Source organism: Streptomyces sp. NPDC093094 (genome assembly GCF_044754345.1).
GTDB lineage: Bacteria > Actinomycetota > Actinomycetes > Streptomycetales > Streptomycetaceae > Streptomyces.
On sequence record NZ_JBIVOX010000019.1, the window covers coordinates 37256 to 51552 of the forward strand.

Annotated in this window: 13 protein-coding genes; 3 read left to right on the forward strand and 10 right to left on the reverse strand. The window is 74.5% G+C overall.

The window, feature by feature from the left end:
- Positions 1 to 29 precede the first annotated feature (29 nt).
- The 3 genes from ACIQGV_RS31790 to ACIQGV_RS31800 form a co-directional block, all read right to left on the reverse strand.
- Positions 30 to 1031: a small ribosomal subunit Rsm22 family protein gene (locus ACIQGV_RS31790; protein WP_402500616.1), complete on the reverse strand. Its 1002-nt coding sequence runs from the start codon at positions 1029 to 1031 to the stop codon at positions 30 to 32.
- A 450-nt stretch (positions 1032 to 1481) separates the two neighbouring features.
- Entirely contained in the window at positions 1482 to 2597 is a 1116-nt protein-coding gene (locus ACIQGV_RS31795; protein ID WP_402500844.1) for a serine hydrolase domain-containing protein, read from the reverse strand.
- An 11-nt stretch (positions 2598 to 2608) separates the two neighbouring features.
- On the reverse strand, positions 2609 to 3925 hold the full coding sequence (locus tag ACIQGV_RS31800; RefSeq protein ID WP_402500845.1) for a multidrug effflux MFS transporter: 1317 nt from the start codon (positions 3923 to 3925) through the stop codon (positions 2609 to 2611).
- Positions 3926 to 4031: 106 nt separating this feature from the next.
- On the opposite strand from ACIQGV_RS31800, the gene ACIQGV_RS31805 reads away from it, so the two are divergent.
- From ACIQGV_RS31805 to ACIQGV_RS31815, 3 genes are all read left to right on the forward strand, one after another.
- Positions 4032 to 5027 carry a Gfo/Idh/MocA family protein gene (locus ACIQGV_RS31805; RefSeq protein WP_402500619.1) on the forward strand — a complete coding sequence of 332 codons (996 nt, stop codon included), beginning with the start codon at positions 4032 to 4034 and terminating at the stop codon, positions 5025 to 5027.
- A gap of 116 nt (positions 5028 to 5143) precedes the next feature.
- Positions 5144 to 5779: a TetR/AcrR family transcriptional regulator gene (locus tag ACIQGV_RS31810; protein ID WP_402500622.1), complete on the forward strand. Its 636-nt coding sequence runs from the start codon at positions 5144 to 5146 to the stop codon at positions 5777 to 5779.
- A gap of 260 nt (positions 5780 to 6039) precedes the next feature.
- Positions 6040 to 6768 carry a bifunctional DNA primase/polymerase gene (locus ACIQGV_RS31815; RefSeq protein ID WP_402500624.1) on the forward strand — a complete coding sequence of 243 codons (729 nt, stop codon included), beginning with the start codon at positions 6040 to 6042 and terminating at the stop codon, positions 6766 to 6768.
- A gap of 144 nt (positions 6769 to 6912) precedes the next feature.
- Here ACIQGV_RS31815 and ACIQGV_RS31820 read toward each other — a convergent pair whose 3' ends face one another.
- The 7 genes from ACIQGV_RS31820 to ACIQGV_RS31850 all read right to left on the reverse strand — a co-directional run bounded on the left by ACIQGV_RS31820 (position 6913) and on the right by ACIQGV_RS31850 (position 14247).
- Complete coding sequence (locus ACIQGV_RS31820; protein ID WP_402500626.1) at positions 6913 to 7905, reverse strand: hypothetical protein; 993 nt, start codon at positions 7903 to 7905, stop codon at positions 6913 to 6915.
- Positions 7865 to 8737, reverse strand: a complete 873-nt coding sequence (gene efeU, locus ACIQGV_RS31825) for an iron uptake transporter permease EfeU (protein ID WP_402500628.1) — start codon at positions 8735 to 8737, stop codon at positions 7865 to 7867. The genes ACIQGV_RS31820 and efeU overlap by 41 nt, the downstream gene beginning before the upstream one ends.
- 3 nt (positions 8738 to 8740) lie before the next feature.
- The gene (efeB, locus tag ACIQGV_RS31830) at positions 8741 to 10000 is read right to left on the reverse strand and encodes an iron uptake transporter deferrochelatase/peroxidase subunit (RefSeq protein ID WP_402500631.1); all 1260 of its coding nucleotides are present in this window, start codon (positions 9998 to 10000) and stop codon (positions 8741 to 8743) included.
- A gap of 17 nt (positions 10001 to 10017) precedes the next feature.
- Entirely contained in the window at positions 10018 to 11175 is a 1158-nt protein-coding gene (gene efeO / locus ACIQGV_RS31835; protein WP_402500633.1) for an iron uptake system protein EfeO, read from the reverse strand.
- Between the two features lie 191 nt (positions 11176 to 11366).
- Positions 11367 to 12188, reverse strand: coding sequence for a heme ABC transporter ATP-binding protein (locus ACIQGV_RS31840; protein ID WP_402500635.1), 822 nt, complete (start codon positions 12186 to 12188; stop codon positions 11367 to 11369).
- Positions 12185 to 13252: a FecCD family ABC transporter permease gene (locus ACIQGV_RS31845; protein WP_402500638.1), complete on the reverse strand. Its 1068-nt coding sequence runs from the start codon at positions 13250 to 13252 to the stop codon at positions 12185 to 12187. Before ACIQGV_RS31845 ends, ACIQGV_RS31840 begins: the two co-directional genes overlap by 4 nt.
- Positions 13249 to 14247 carry a hemin ABC transporter substrate-binding protein gene (locus tag ACIQGV_RS31850; RefSeq protein WP_402500640.1) on the reverse strand — a complete coding sequence of 333 codons (999 nt, stop codon included), beginning with the start codon at positions 14245 to 14247 and terminating at the stop codon, positions 13249 to 13251. The genes ACIQGV_RS31845 and ACIQGV_RS31850 overlap by 4 nt, the downstream gene beginning before the upstream one ends.
- Between the last annotated feature and the right edge of the window lie 50 nt (positions 14248 to 14297).

Consider the following 14297-nt stretch of genomic DNA (forward strand, 5'->3'; position numbering starts at 1 on the left):
CCCGTCCGGCCCCTGCCGTCGCTGCGGGTTCAGTCCGCCGGGGGCCAGGCGTCGCCCCACTCCGCGTCGCGGGCCGCCTTGTACAGGTCGCCGTGCCGCTTGGTGACCGTCGTACGGCGCAGCTGCTCGTCGGCCTCGCACAGGTCGAGGAGCACCTGTCCCTTGCGGATCTGCGGACGCCGTACGACCCGGGCGGTGGCGGGGACGACGGGGGAGTCCGCGGCGGGCGGGCGCACGGCGGCGACATAGGCGAACTTCTCGTCCTCGTACGCCAGCGAGCCGCCCTTCACCTGCCGGTGCAGCGAGGAACGGCTCACCCGCGCCGCGAAGTGGCACCAGTCCTCGCCGGGCACGATCGGACAGGCCGCGCTGTGCGGACAGGGCGCGGCGACCCGGAACCCGGCGGCGAGCAGACGGTCGCGGGCCTCGATGACGCGGCCGTAGCCGTCGGGGGTGCCGGCCTCGACGATCACCACGGCCTGCGCGGCCGCCGCCGCGGCGTCCACGAGCGCGGCGCGGTCGGCCTCGGCCAGCTCGTTGAGGACGTAGGACACCGTGACGAGATCGGTGCTCTCGATGGTGAGCGCCGCTCCGATCCGGGAGCGCCGCCACTGCACGCCGCGCAGCGCCGGGTTGGCGGCCGCGATCTCCCGGCCCAGCGCCAGCGCGGGCTCGGCCCAGTCCAGCACCGTCACCTCGCGCGGCCCGTCCCAGGTCGCGCTCACCGCCCAGGTGGCCGCTCCGGTGCCGCCGCCCACGTCCACCTGGCTGCGCGGGGCCCAGCCCGGCACGGCCGCGGCGAACGCCTCCAGCGCCTGCGACACCGCCGCGAAGGTGGCCGGCATCCGGTACGCCGCGTACGCCGCCACGTCCGCCCGGTCCCGCAGGATCGGCGCGTCGGTCGGGGTCGCACCCCGGTAGTTGGCGATCAGCCGCTCCACCGCCTGGGCGGCCTGCCGCGGCGGGAGGCCGTCGAGCAGCCCGGCGAGGGAGGCGCGGAGGGTTTCGGCGGGGGAGGCGGGGGCGTTCACCCGGCGATTCTCTCAGGTCGCCCGGGCCTCCCCGCCCGGCCGCCGGGAGCCCTGGACCCGGGCCTCCTCGCCCGGCCGCCGGGGCCTCCTCGCCCGGCTGCCCGGGAGCTCCCCGTCCGGCCGCCGGGAGCCCGGCCGCCGGGACCTCCTCGCCCGGCCGCTGGGACCTCCTCGCCCGGCTGCCCGGGAGCTCCTCGCCCGGCCGCTGGGACCTCCTCGCCCGGCTGCCCGGGAGCTCCTCGCCCGGCCGCCGGGAGCCCTGGACCCGGACCTCCTCGCCCGGCCGCCGGGACCTCCTCGCCCGGCTGCCCGGGACCTCCTCGCCCGGCTGCCCGGGACCTCCTCGCCCGGCTGCCCGGGCCTCCTCGCCCGGCCGCCGGGACCTCCTCGCCCGGCCGCCGGGAGCCCTGGACTCGGACCTCCTCGCCCGGCCGCCAGGGCCCTCCGTGCTCAGACCCCCTTGACCGCCCGGGCCATCCGGGTCGCCGCGGCCGCCCTCGGCGCGCTGTCCGCCGGGCGCCGCCGGGGATGGACCGTGTTCGCCAGCAGCACCAGGAACGTGTCCGTCGCCGGGTCGAGCACCAGCGACGTGCCCGTGAAGCCGGTGTGGCCCGCCGCGCCCCGGCCCGCCAGCTCGCCCATGAACCACGGCTGGTCCAGCGCGAAGCCCAGCCCCGGCGGGGTCAGCAGCAGCTCCACGAAGTCCGGACCCAGGATGCGCGCGGGACCGTGCGAGCCGCCCGCGAGCAGCGCCCGGCAGAACACGGCGAGGTCGGGGCCCGTCGAGAACAGACCCGCGTGCCCGGCCACCCCGCCCAGCGCCCAAGCGTTCTCGTCGTGCACCACCCCCCGCAGCATCCCGCGGTCCGCCTTCGCCCAGGGCCGCCGCTGGTCCTCCGTCGCCGCCGCGCCCGGACTCGGCCCGAACCGCGTGGCCGTCATCCCCAGCGGCCGGGTGATGCCCTCGTGCACCAGCACGTCCAGGCCGCGCCCGGTGATGCGCTCCAGGACGTGCTGGAGCAGCAGCATGTTCAGATCCGAGTAGGTGCAGACGCCGGGCACACCCACCGGGGCCTCGGCCCGCAGCAGCGCCAGCCGTTCCACGTCGTCCGCGCAGTCGTACAGCGGCAGCTCCGGCCGCAGCCCCGAGGTGTGGGTGAGCAGCTGTCGCACGGTGATCCCGTGCTCGGCCGCCCCGCGGAACTCCGGCAGATACGCCCCCACCAGCGCGTCGATCCCGAGCGTGCCCCGCTCGATCTGCTGCACCGCCGCCACCGAGGTGAACAGCTTGGTCAGCGACGCCAGGTCGAACGGCGTGTCCACGGTCATGGCGACCCGCCGTCCCGGCGGCAGCTCCACGCCCCGGTCGGCCACCGGGTCGTGGCGCGCGTACCGCACGGCCCAGCCCGCCGCCTCCGCGACCGCGAGCACCGGGCCGCGCCCGGCGACGACGACGGCGCCCGAGGCCCAGGGCCGCTCCCCGGAGGTGAGGCCGCGCACCTCGCGCACCAGGCGGTCGATCTCCCGGGGGTCGAGCCCGGCCCGCTCCGGCGTGCCCGTACGCAGCTTCGGCGCGCTCAGCGCTCCTCCCCGAGGTCCCCGGGGTGTGCGGCCCCGGCGGGGTCCTCCGCCCGCCACGGACGGCACAGCCCGGCGAAGCAGGCCACCGCCAGCAGGGCCGCCGACAGCTGGACGACGGCCATCGGCACGGCGGTGCGCTCCCCGGCGATCCCGACCAGCGGCGAGGCGACCGCGCCGATCAGGAACGACGACGTGCCGAGCAGCGCGGACGCCGACCCGGCCGCGTGCGTCGTGCGCATCAGCGCCAGCGCCTGGGTGTTGGGCAGCGTGAGACCCAGCGCCGTGGTCGTCACGAACAGCGTGGCCGCGACCGGCACGAGCCCCGTCTCGCCGAACACACCCAGCGACAGCAGCAGCAGCACCGTCGCCGCGGCCGTCACGACCGCCAGCCCGATGCCCAGCACCCGCTCCAGCCGGACCCGCCCCACCAGCACCTTGCCGTTGAACTGCCCGGCCGCGACCAGCCCGATCGAGTTCAGGCCGAACAGCAGGCTGAACGCCTGCGGCGAGGCACCGTGGATCTCCTGCATCACGAACGGCGAGGCGGAGATGTAGGCGAACAGCACGGCGAAGGCGAGACCGCCGGTGAGCGTGTACCCGGTGAAGGGCAGGTCCGCCAGCAGCCCGCGCATCGAGCGCAGCGCCTCCCCGACGCCGCCCGTGTGCCGCTGGGCGGCGGGCAGCGTCTCCGGCAGCCGCGTCCACACCAGCGCGGACAGCAGCACCCCGATCACCGCGAGGACGACGAACACGATCCGCCAGTCCGCCACCCGCAGGATCTGTCCGCCGATCAGCGGCGCGACGACCGGGGCCGTGCCCGAGATCAGCATCAGGGTGGAGAAGAAACGGGCCATCGCCACGCCGTCGTACAGGTCGCGCACCACGGCCCGCGCGATGACGATCCCGGCGGCACCCGCGAGCCCCTGCGCCAGCCGGAACGCCACCAGTGTCCCGGCGGTCGGCGCGAAGGCGCACAGCGCGGTGGCGACGACGTACACCGCGAGGCCCGCCAGCAGCGGACGGCGCCGGCCCCAGCGGTCGCTCATCGGGCCGACCACCAGCTGGCCCAGCGCCATGCCCAGCAGACACGCGGTGAGCGTGAGCTGCACGGTCGCCGCGGGCGCGTGCAGCGAGCGGGTGACCTCCGGCAGCGCCGGGAGGTACATGTCCAGCGCGAGCGGGGGTGTGGCGGTCAGCCCGCCCAGGACGAAGGTGACGAGAAGGCCGGTGCGGCCCGCCGGACGGACGGGCGGCCCGGCCGGTGGCGCGGCCGCCCGCGGCAGATCAGGTGTGGACGCCCCGCCCTCGGCCATGTGCCCCTGCCCCTCCCTCGTCACGCCGTGCGCTCCCTATGCTCTCAGCTCGAACAACCATGCTGATGGTCAGTGCTGATTGTCACCGAGCGAGGGCGGGGCGGGAATGACGACGGACGGCGTGCGCTGGGGGATCCTGGCGACCGGCGGGATCGCGGCGGCGTTCACGGCGGATCTGGTGGATCTGCCGGACGCGGAGGTGGTGGCGGTCGCGTCGCGCACCGAGGATTCGGCGAAGGCGTTCGCGGAACGTTTCGGGATCCCGCGGGCCTACGGCGACTGGTCGGCGCTGGCGATGGACGAGGAGGTCGACGTCGTCTACGTCGCCACCCCGCACGCGGCGCACCGGGAGGCCGCGGGCCTGTGCCTGGAGGCCGGGCGCAACGTCCTGTGCGAGAAGGCGTTCACGCTGAACGCGCGCGAGGCCGGGGAGCTGGTCTCCCTGGCGCGTGAGCGCGGGAGCTTCCTGATGGAGGCGATGTGGATGTACTGCAACCCGCTGGTGCGGCGGCTGAAGGCGCTGGTCGACGACGGCGCGCTCGGCGAGGTGCGTTCGGTGCAGGCGGACTTCGGGCTGTCCGGCCCCTTCCCGCCCGCGCACCGGCTGCGTGATCCGCGGCAGGGCGGGGGAGCGCTGCTGGACCTCGGGGTGTACCCGGTGTCGTTCGCGCAGCTGCTGCTCGGGGAGCCCGCCGACATCGCGGCGCGAGCGGTGCTCTCGGACGAGGGCGTCGATCTCCAGACAGGTGCGCTGCTCTCCTGGGAGAGCGGTGCTCTCGCATCGGTGCACTGCTCCATAGTCGGCGGTACGGCGGTCCAGGCGTCCGTCACCGGCTCGCTCGGCCGTATCGACGTCCCCGGCGGCTTCTTCCACCCGGACCGCTTCGTCCTGCACCGCGACGGCCGCGACCCCGAGGAGTTCGTCCTCGGCCCGGCGGACGGGCCGCGCACCACCCTCCGGCACGAGGCCCGTGAGGTGATGCGCGCCCTGCGGGCCGGCGAGACCGAGTCCCCGCTCGTCCCGCTCGACGGCACCCTCGCCGTGATGCGCACGCTGGACACGATCCGCGAGCGCATCGGGGTGCGCTACCCGGGGGAGTGAGGGCCGCCCCGGAGGAGTGAGAGGCCGCCCCGGGGGGCGGGCGCCACCCCGGGCGCGGCCCCGGGCGCGACCCTTCGGGCGAGACGCGGCGTCTCGCCTCTTGGTATCGTCGTCCCATGGTCGACAAGCCCGCCCCCGACGCCCGCCGCCGCAGCGAGAAGTCCCGCCGCGCGATCTACGGCGCCGCCCTCGCCCTCGTCGGCGAGGCCGGCTACGCCAGGACCACCGTCGAGGGGATCGCCGCCCGCGCCGGGGTCGGCAAGCAGACCATCTACCGCTGGTGGCCCTCCAAGGCGGACGTCCTGCTGGAGGCGTTCCTCGACCTCGGGGAACAAGCGGCCCGGGCGGCGGGCGCCGGGGAGGGAGAGGTGTACGGCATCCCGGACACCGGCGACCTCGCCGCCGACCTGAAGGCCGTCCTGCGCGCCACCGTCGACGAACTCCTCGACCCCCGCTTCGAGGTCCCCTCCCGCGCCCTCGCCGCCGAGGGCGTGGTCAACGAGCAGCTCGGCCGTGAGTTCGTCGCCAAGCTCCTCGAACCCCAGCTCCAGCTCTACGTCGACCGGCTGCGCGCCGCCCAGGAGGCCGGCCAGGTGCGCGGTGAGGTGGACCCGCGCATCGCCCTGGAGCTGTTCGTCTCCCCGCTCGCCCAGCGCTGGCTCCAGCGCACCGCGCCGATCTCCTACGAGTACACCGACACCCTCGTCGACTACGCCCTGAACGGCCTCGCCCCGCGCGACGCCCGGGGGTGACGGTCCGCGGCGGCGGTCCGGGAGGCGGGGGCCGGAGAGGGCGGACGGGCCGGAGGCAGTGGCACGGAGTGTCACATTCCGGCTCGATGTCCCCCGCCGCAAGTCCCGGTAATCCCGGCAAAGCGTCCCATCGGCCGTGATCGGCGGTGTGGGGTATGTCTCGCCCCGCCCTTCCCGGTTGTCGGCTCCGGCCCCCCAGGGCGCAGGATGGTGGGACCATGAGGCATGCTGGGCGCACGACGGCGAGGGCGAGGGGATAGATGAGCGCGGAGTTCGGCGGTCGGACCGGCCTGCGGGGCAGACTCGCCCAATGGCTGCGCAGGAGCGGCCAGGAGCAGGCCGCCGCCGGCGAGGGCGGCCGTGAGGCCCTGCTGCTCGCCGCCGCCGGTGCGGGCCTGCCGCTCGCGCCCGCCGCGCACCCCGCCCCCGGCTACCGCTGTTCCTGCGACCGCGTCGGCTGTCCCACCCCCGCGCGGCACCCCGTGTCGTTCGCCTGGCAGACGCAGTCCACCACCGACCGCGCGCAGATCGAGCGCTGGGCCCGGCATCAGCCGCAGGCCAACTTCATCACCGCGACCGGCATGGTCCACGACGTCCTCGACGTCCCGCTGGAGGCCGGCCGCGAGGCCCTGGAGCGGCTTCTCGCCGACGGGGTCGAGGTCGGGCCGGTCGCCGAGAGCGACGACGGCCGCATGCTGTTCTTCACCCTCACCCGCGGCACCCCCGAGGACGAGGACGAGTGGTGGCCGTGCGAGCTGGACTGCCACCCCGAGACCATGGACGAGCATCCCGGTCTGCGCTGGCACTGCCGCGGCTCGTACGTCCTCGTGCCGCCCGCCCGGCTGCCGGGCGACGACAACAAGACCGTCCACTGGGTACGGGGCCCGGAGCACGCCCTGTCCGAGCCGCTGTCGCTGCTGGAGCACCTCACCGACGCCTGCGCCCGCCACACGGGCCATGCGACGGCCGCGTGGCCGCTGCGTCACTGACCCGAGGGGCGCGGGACACCGCGCGACAGACCACGGAGGCGCGGCGGACGCACCACGACCGCCGGGAGCACGACCGCCGGGAGCACGGCCGTCAGGAGCACGACCGCCGGGAGCACGGCCGTCAGGATCACGGCCGCCGGCGGATCACTCGCCCTTCGCGCCCGTCAGCCCCTGGATCCGGCCCAGCATCTTCACCTCGGCGCCCTTGCGGGGATCCAGCACCACCTCGTTGGACACGAACTCCAGCGTCAGCGACTGCTTGATCTCGCCCGAGGTGAGAGCCAGCACGTCGTCGCCGGGCGTCGGCACGGACGCCCCCGCCGCGGCGGTCTGCTTCTCGTAGTGGTGCGTGGCGAAGAACACCAGCGCGCCCCCGTCGGCCGTGCGCAGCGCGAGCGGTGCGTAGCCGCCCTCGGCCAGTGGCCCGTCGATGTACTGCCGCGCCAGTCCGGGCCGGTTGGCGTTCTTCTCGCGCTGCTCGCGCCAGTCCGACGTGTGCGTGCCGTCGGCGAAGGGCGCCTTGCCGTCCTTGAGGTAGGACACGTACGACCGGCTCAGGTCCGAGGGCGAGACGGCGAGTTCGGGCGAGTCCGCGGGGACGGCCTCGGCGTGGCCGTCCTCGTCCTTCTTGAACGCGGGTACCTCGCCCGGTGCGACGAGCGTCAGATACGCCACCTCCCAGGCCGCGTCCCGGGAGCCGCGGGTGAACACCAGCAGCCAGCGGGCGTCGCCGCCCTTGTTGGCCCTGGCGTCGGCGAGGAACCAGCGGGGCCAGCCCGCCTTCTCCACGATCGTGAACCGCGCGTCCGTCAGCTCCAGCGGCGTGTGCGCCGGGTTGCCCTCGGGGTGGTTGGCGCGGCCCGCCTCGAGGCGGGCCCCGTCGATGTCGGCGAGCGCACCGGTGACCCGGCCGGCGTCCAGGGAGGCGTCGTAGGTCTTGTCGGCCGCGTTGTACGCCTTGGTGAAGTCCCGGAGCGCCTTCGCGGCCTCGGCCCGGGTGGCCGCGGGGAGCACCTCGCGCTCCCCGCGCACCACGACGCACCCGCTCGCCGTCAGCGACAAAGCGGTCAGAGCCGCCGCCACGAGTGCGTTCCGGTCACGCCTGCGGAGCCTCGGACGGCTGCGATCCCTGGTCATCGGACTGCTTCACCTTCCCCTTCCCGGAGGGGAACCCTACCGGGGACAGGAAGAGCGCGAGCGTCGGGATCAGGTACAGCAGCCACACCGTGACCTGAAGAACGGTCGGCTCGGGCTGGAAGTTGAAGACGCCCTTCAGCAGTGTGCCGTACCAGCTGTCCGGCGGGATCGCGTCACTGACGTCGAACGCCTTGTCCGTCAGACCGGGCACGAAGTCGGCTTCCTGGAGGTCGTGGACGCCGTACGCCAGCACGCCCGCCGCGACCACCACGAGCATGCCGCCGGTCCAGGTGAAGAACTTCGCCAGGTTGATGCGCAGCGCGCCCCGGTAGAACAGCCAGCCCAGCAACACCGCGGTGGCCAGGCCCAGTCCGGCGCCGGCCAGCGGGCGCGGGGTGCCGTCGCCGGCCGCGCGCACCGACGTCCACACGAACAGGGCGGTCTCCAGGCCCTCCCGGCCGACCGCGAGGAACGCGGTGGCGACCAGGGCGGCCGTGCCCATCTGCAGGGCGGAGTCGAGCTTGCCGTGCAGCTCGGCCTTCAGGTGCCGGGCGGTGCGCCGCATCCAGAAGACCATCCAGGTCACCAGGCCGACCGCGACGAGCGACAGCGAGCCGCCGAGCATCTCCTGCGCCTCGAACGTCATCTCCTGGGAGCCGAATTCGAGGGCGCAGCCGAAACCGAGGGCGACCGCGACGGCGACGCCGATGCCGGTCCAGATCGGCTTCAGCGCGTCGCGGCGGCCGGTCTTGACGAGGTAGGCGATCAGGATGCAGACGACGAGGCTGGCCTCCAGGCCCTCCCGCAGACCGATCAGATAGTTGGAGAACACCGCTCACGCCTCCTTGGCGAACAGCGTGCGGCCCCACCAGTCGTCCTTGTCGCGGACGCCGGGCGGGACGGCGAAGACCGCCGAACCCACGTGCTGGATGTACTCGTTGAGGGCGTCCGTGGCGAGGTTGCGCTGGACCGGGATGAAGCCCTTGCGGACGTCCCGCTGGTAGGCGAGGAAGAACAGGCCCGCGTCCAGGCGGCCGAGGCCGTCGGTGCCGTCGGTGAAGGAGTAGCCGCGGCGCAGGAGGGTGGCCCCGCTGTTGGCCTCGGGGTGGGCGAGCCGTACGTGCGCGTCGGGCTTCATGGCCTTCAGGAACGGCTCGTCGCGCTCCTTGGCCTTGCCGACGGGGGCGCCCTCGCCCTTGTCGCGGCCGAAGATGTCCTCCTGCTCCTGGAGCGAGGTGCGGTCCCAGGTCTCGATGTGCATCCGGATGCGCCGCGCGACCAGGTAGGACCCTCCGGTCATCCAGCCGGCGCCGTCCTTCTCGCCGACCCACACGAACTTCTCCAGCCGGTCGGACTCGGTGCCCGCGATGTTGCGGGTGCCGTCCTTGAAGCCCATGAGGTTGCGCGGGGTCTGCTCCTCGGGCGTGGTGGAGGAGGTCTTGCCGAAGCCGAGCTGGGACCACCTGACGACGACCTTGCCGAAGCCGATGCGGGCCAGGTTGCGCACCGCGTGCACGGCGACCTGGGGGTCGTCCGCGCATGCCTGGATGCACAGGTCGCCGCCGCTGCGGTTCCTGTCGAGGTTGTCGCCCGCGAACTTCGGCAGATCGACCAGGGCCTCGGGGCGCCGTCCGGCGAGGCCGAACTTCTCGAACAGCGACGGGCCGAAGCCGATGGTCAGGGTCAGCCGGGAGGGCTTGAGGCCGAGGGCCTCGCCGGTGTCGTCCGGCGGGGCCTCGGGCAGGCCGCCGTAGCCGCCCTCGCCGACGGGCTGTCCGGCGGCCATCCGGCGGGCGGCCTCGGTCCAGTCCTTCAGGACCTGGACGAACTCCTCGCGGTCGTCGGTGGTGACGTCGAACGCGGCGAAGTGCAGACGGTCCTGGACGGGTGTGGAGATGCCCGCCTGGTGGGCGCCGTGGAAGGGGATCGCGGCGCCCGCCTCGGCGGCCGGCGAGGCGCCGCCGGCGGAGTCGCCGGTCCGGGTCAGGGCGGCCGCCCCGCCGGCCGCGGCGGCGCCGAGCGCGAGGCCCGCGCCGCCCCAGCCCAGCAGCGAACGCCGGCTCGTCGTGGTCTGGGTGCTGTCCGTGTCGGTCATCCTCGGTTGCCCCTCGTTCACTTGACGACGACGGCGGCGGCGAGCCGGGAGAGCGGCTCGGCGAGCGCGTTCACCGCGTCCGACAGCTCCTTGCGGTCGCCCTCGGAGACCTTGTCGTACGAGGTGAACGCGTACGAGGTCGTGTTCGGGCGGTACTTGTCGAGCAGCCCGTTCAGCGCGGCGAACTGCTTGTCCAGTTCGGCGGTGAGCTTCGCGTCGTTCTCCTGGGCGACCGGCTTGAGGAGCGCGTAGGACTTCTCGGCGCCTTCGACGTTGGCCTTGAAGTCGACCAGGTCGGTGTGCGAGTAGCGCTCCTCCTCGCCGGTGACCTTGCCGGTGGCGACCTCGTCGAGGAGCTCCTTGGCGCCGTTGGCCATGGAGGTGGGGGTGATCTCGGCCTTGCCGACCCGGTTCTGCCAGTCCTTCAGGTCCTTGATCAGCAGGTCGGCGAGCTCCTTCTCACGGTCGCCGATCTTCTTGTCCTGCCACAGGGCCTTCTCCAGGCGGTGCCAGCCGGTCCAGTCGGTGGCCGGGTCCTGGCCGTCGTCCAGGCCGTCCTCGCGGACGTCGACCTTGGGGTCGATGTCGCCGAAGGACTCGGCGACCGGCTCGGTGCGCTCCCAGCCGATGCGGGAGGCGGCGTAGGCGGCCTGAGCGGCCTTCAGGTCGCCGCCCTTGACGGCCTGGGCGAACTTCTCGGCCAGCGGCAGCGTCTCGTCGGCCTGGGCCTGGACGTAGGTGCGGTACTCGGCGACGGCCTTGTCCAGGCGAGAGTCGCGCTTGGCGGCGGTCCCGCCGGTGGCCTTGATGGCCTGGCGGATGCCGTCGCCCTTCATGCCGGGCTTGCACGCGATCTGGTAGTCGCCGGCCTTCACCTCGGCGGTGACCCGCTGCTTGGTGCCGGGGCCTATGTTCTCGCGCTCGGTGACCACGCGGTCGTCGGGGAAGAGGACGTAGACCTCGGTGACCTTCGACCCCTTGTTCTCGATGGCGAGTTCGAGGTGCCCGGCGGGCACCTCCTTCTTCGACACCTCGCACGAGTCGTCGGTGGCGGTCACGCTGATGACGTGGTCCGAGCCCTCGCCGCCCTTGCTCTTCTCGGTGCAGCCCGTGACAGCGGTCAGGGCCGCCGCGGTGGCGGCGGCGGTCACGACGGAGAGGCGGACGGCGCGCATACGGGCTCCAGACGGGTGGCGTAAAACCGACGTGACCCACGCCACTTCGGCATGGGTAGGCTCGCCTAACTTATCCGAGCCTTACCTGTGCGATACCCATGCGGGCGGTGATTCAGCTCTCATAGACGGTGTATGAGCACGGGCCGATCACGATGGCTCAAACCGGACGTCATGGGAAGGTCAAAGAAACGTCAAAGGTCCCGGACGGGCACCACCATCGGCGTCCCCGTCCGCGGGTGCGCGAGCACCTCGACCGGCCGGCCGTAGACCTCCGACAGCAGCGGCCCGGTGAACACGGCGGCCGGGGAGCCGGCCGCCGCGACCCGCCCCGCCCGCAGCACCGCCACCCGGTCCGCGTACGCCGCCGCGAGACCGAGGTCGTGCAGCACCGCCACCACCGCCTCCCCGGCCCGCGCCCGCTCCCGGCACAGCCGCAGCACCAGCTCCTGGTGCCGCAGGTCCAGCGCCGCCGTCGGCTCGTCCAGCAGGAGCAGCGGGGTGCGCTGGGCGAGCACCCGCGCGAGCGCCACCCGGGCCCGCTCGCCGCCGCTCAGCGCGGAGAACGGCCGCCCGGCGAAACCCGTCACCTCGGTCGCCGCCATCGCCCCGGCCACGGCGTCGTCGTCCGCGCCGGGGTCCACGGCGGCCCAGGGCGCTCGGCCCATCCGGACGACCTCCTCGACCGTGAACGGGAAGGAGAGCTCCGCCGACTGCGGCAGGACCGCACGACGCAGGGCGAGTTCGGGCGCGCTCCACCCCGACACCGGCCGCCCGAATAGCCGTACGGTCCCGGCGGCGGGCGCGAGATCCCCGGCGAGGGCGCCCAGCAGCGTCGACTTTCCCGCCCCGTTGGGCCCGACGAGCGCGAGCACCTCGCCCGCCCGGACACCGAGGGACACCCCGTGCAGGACGGCACGGGGCCCGAGACGCACCTGGAGTCCGTCGGCCTCGGCCACCACCTCGCCCTCGCGCGGCGCGGGCGGGGGCACGGGACGGGTGCGCAGGCGGATCATGCCCAGCCTCCTTGCCCGCGACGGGTGCGGCGCAGCAGCCAGAAGAAGAACGGGCTGCCCACCAGCGCGGTCAGCACGCCCAGCGGGAGTTCGGCGGGCGCGGCGAGGGTACGGGCCGCGAGGTCCGCCGCCAGGAGCACCAGCGCGCCGCCCAGCGCGCTGCCCGGCACCAGGAAGCGGTGTCCCGGACCGGCGAGCATCCGCAGCAGATGCGGGACGACCAGACCGACGAACCCGATGACCCCGGCGACGCTCACCGCGGCGGCCGTCAGCAGCGCCACCACTAGGATCAGCACGATCCGCAGCCGCTCCACGTCCACCCCGAGGTGCCGTGCGGGCCGGTCGCCGAGCGCGAGCAGGTCCAGCCGGCGCGCGTACAGCGGAGCCAGCGTCAGCCCGGCCGCCGCGCACGGCAGTACGGCGAGCACCTTCGGCCAGGTCGCCTGCCCGAGCGAACCGAGCTGCCAGAAGGTGATCTGGTTGACCGCGGCGGTGTCCGCGAAGAACAGGAACAGGCCGATCAGCGCGCCCGCGAAGGCGTTCACCGCGATCCCGGTGAGGATCAGCGTCACGACCTCCGTACGGCCGCCCGAGCGGGACATCGCGTACACCAGCAGGGCGGTGAGCAGCCCGCCGGTGAAGGCGAGCACGGGCACGGTCCAGCCGCCGAAGGTGTCCAGGCCCAGCGAGATCGCGCCGACCGCGCCGACCGCCGCCCCGGAGGACACCCCGATGGTGCCCGGCTCGGCGAGCGGATTGCCGAACACGCCCTGCATCAGCGCGCCCGCGCAGCCCAGCGAGGCACCGACCAGCAGCGCGAGCACGATCCTCGGGAACCGGACGTTCCACAGCACGGACTCGGCCACCCGCTCCAGCTCCGCGCCCCCGAGCCCGGCCCGGTGCCGGGCGGAGGCCAGGACGTCCCCGACGGGCACCGGGAAGGCGCCGGTCGCCGCGGCCGCGGGCACCAGGGCGAGCAGCCCGGCCACGAGGGCGCCGGTCAGCCACCACACGGCACGCCGCCCGGTGCCGAGGGTGAGCGGCTTCTGCGGTACGGCGGTCATCGGGCGGTGTCCCCGTAGAGCTGCGCGACGACGGACCGCAGCACCTGGTCGGTGCGCGGGCCGTAGCTCAGCAGCACACCGTCCTCCACGGACACCACGCGCCGGTCCGCCCCGGCCGGGGTCTGGGCGACGCCCGGGATCCGTACCAGTCCCTCGACGCCGCCGACGGATGCGAGCCCCTTGCTCATCACCAGGATCGCGTCGGGCGCGGCCTGTGCCAGCGCCTCGCTGGTCAGCGGGGTGAAGTCCTTCTCCAGCCCCGCCGCGGCCCCGGCGTCGACCGCTCCGGCCGCCTCGATGAGCGAGGTCGCCCCGGAGTCCCTGCCGCCGAGGAGGTAGACGGACGCGGAGCCGCGCAGGTAGAGGAACGCCACGCGTGGCGCGGGATGCCGTTCGTCCGGGACGTCCTCGCGTGCGGCGGCGATCCGCCGCTGCGAGCGCGCGGTGAGCCGGTCGCCCGCGCCGGGCACGCCGAGCGCGTCGGCGACGGCCCTGATCCGGGGGCCGACGTCGTCGAGGCCGCGCGCCGGGGCGACGACGAGGACGGGGACCCCGGCGTCCCGGATCTGCCGCACGGCCTCCGCCGGCCCGGTCGTCTCCTCGGCGAGGACGAGGTCGGGCCGCAGCGAGAGCACTCCCTCCGCGGAGACGTCGTGCGCCCGGGTGACCAGGGGCAGGGCCCTCGCCTGGTCGAAGGTGGCGGAGACGTCCCGGGCGACGACCCGGCCGCCGAGACCCAGACCGAAGACGATCTCGCTGAGGCCGCCCGACAGCGGCACGATCCGGTCGGCCGCCCCGACGGTCACCTTCCGGCCGTCGGCCGAGACGACGGTGACGGGCAGCCGGGGCGCGGGCGTGCCGCCGAGCGGCTCGACCCGGTTCGCGGACTCCCGCCCCCCGCCCGGGTCCTCGCCCGCCGGTCCGCCGGTCCCGGCACAGCCGGCCGCCGTCAGGGCGAGCAGCGCCAGCAGGGCGCCCGCCACTCGTGTGCGCATCGGTCGCACCGTCCGCCGTTCCTCTCCGCGCCCGCAGGGAGCGCCACTCG

Bases quoted from the DNA above. Each gene is read 5' to 3' on its own strand.
- ACIQGV_RS31810 (WP_402500622.1), top strand. From the start codon at position 5,144: ATGGTCGACAAGCCCGCCCCCGACGCCCGCCGCCGCAGCGAGAAGTCC.
- ACIQGV_RS31845 (WP_402500638.1), bottom strand. From the start codon at position 13,252: ATGACCGCCGTACCGCAGAAGCCGCTCACCCTCGGCACCGGGCGGCGT.
- efeO (WP_402500633.1), bottom strand. From the start codon at position 11,175: ATGCGCGCCGTCCGCCTCTCCGTCGTGACCGCCGCCGCCACCGCGGCG.
- ACIQGV_RS31840 (WP_402500635.1), bottom strand. From the start codon at position 12,188: ATGATCCGCCTGCGCACCCGTCCCGTGCCCCCGCCCGCGCCGCGCGAG.
- ACIQGV_RS31815 (WP_402500624.1), top strand. From the start codon at position 6,040: ATGAGCGCGGAGTTCGGCGGTCGGACCGGCCTGCGGGGCAGACTCGCC.
- efeB (WP_402500631.1), bottom strand. From the start codon at position 10,000: ATGACCGACACGGACAGCACCCAGACCACGACGAGCCGGCGTTCGCTG.
- ACIQGV_RS31820 (WP_402500626.1), bottom strand. From the start codon at position 7,905: ATGACCAGGGATCGCAGCCGTCCGAGGCTCCGCAGGCGTGACCGGAAC.
- ACIQGV_RS31800 (WP_402500845.1), bottom strand. From the start codon at position 3,925: ATGGCCGAGGGCGGGGCGTCCACACCTGATCTGCCGCGGGCGGCCGCG.
- ACIQGV_RS31805 (WP_402500619.1), top strand. From the start codon at position 4,032: ATGACGACGGACGGCGTGCGCTGGGGGATCCTGGCGACCGGCGGGATC.
- ACIQGV_RS31850 (WP_402500640.1), bottom strand. From the start codon at position 14,247: ATGCGCACACGAGTGGCGGGCGCCCTGCTGGCGCTGCTCGCCCTGACG.